This is a genomic window from Frankia sp. Mgl5, assembly GCF_023242985.1.
In the GTDB taxonomy this organism is placed as follows: domain Bacteria; phylum Actinomycetota; class Actinomycetes; order Frankiales; family Frankiaceae; genus Parafrankia; species Parafrankia soli.
On record NZ_JALKFY010000792.1, the window covers coordinates 1 to 875 of the forward strand.

The 875-nt window shown below is 67.7% G+C and carries 1 protein-coding gene; it reads left to right on the top strand.

What is annotated here, in order from left to right; translation table 11 throughout:
• Positions 1-41: 41 nt before the first annotated feature.
• A protein-coding gene (locus MXD62_RS27680) for an IS5 family transposase (protein ID WP_248832332.1) occupies positions 42-865 on the top strand; the annotation gives its coding sequence in 2 pieces (ribosomal slippage) (positions 42-404 and positions 407-865; 822 coding nt in all).
• Positions 866-875: the final 10 nt, after the last annotated feature.

Consider the following 875-nt stretch of genomic DNA (forward strand, 5'->3'; position numbering starts at 1 on the left):
AGAGCGTGTCTTGCGTGGCCGCTCCGGGTACATATCTGATCATGGACGTGTTGGAGAGCAGCCTCGCCGGGCGGCTGGTCCCGGACGAGTTGTGGGAGCTGGTGGAACCGCTGCTACCCCGGTTCGAGGGTCGCTGGCAGGGTGGTGGAACTGCCCCGATCGAGGATCGGGCGGTGTTCACCGCGGTGGTCTACGTGCTGACCTCGGGGTGTGCCTGGCGGCATCTGCCGGCCGAGTTCGGGGTGTCGGTGCCCACGGCGCACCGTCGGTTCCAGGCCTGGACCCGGGCGGGTGTCTGGCCCCGGCTGCATCGGAAGATCCTTGATCTGCACGGTGTGGCCGGGCAGGTCGACTGGTCGTCGGTGATCGTGGACGCGGCCAGTCTCCGCGCGAAAAAAGGGGAAGCCTGACCGGTCCGAACCCGGTCGATCGCGGCAAACCGGGCTCGAAAATCCATGTCCTGACCGACGGGGCCGGGTTGCCGCTGGTCGTGGCGGTCTCCACGGCGAACCTGCACGACAGCGGGGCCTTCGTCCCGCTGGTGGCCAGTATCCCGGCGATCCGTTCCCGCCGGGGGCCGCGGCGACGCCGGCCGGACAAGCTGCGTGCGGACAAGGCCTACGACCAGCCGGAACTGCGGTGTTTCCTGCGCCGGCGTGGCATCGCGGTGCGTATCGCCCGCCGAGGTGTGGACAGCGTCGAACGGCTTGGTCGGTACCGGTGGAAAGTCGAGAGAACTCTCGCCTGGCTCGGTGGCTATCGCCGTTTGACTCTGCGTTACGAACGTAACGGCCGGAACTTCCTCGGGTTCGTCTGCCTCGCTGCCGCGATCACCTGCTGGAAGAAACTCCCGCACTCGACGTGAGACACGCTCT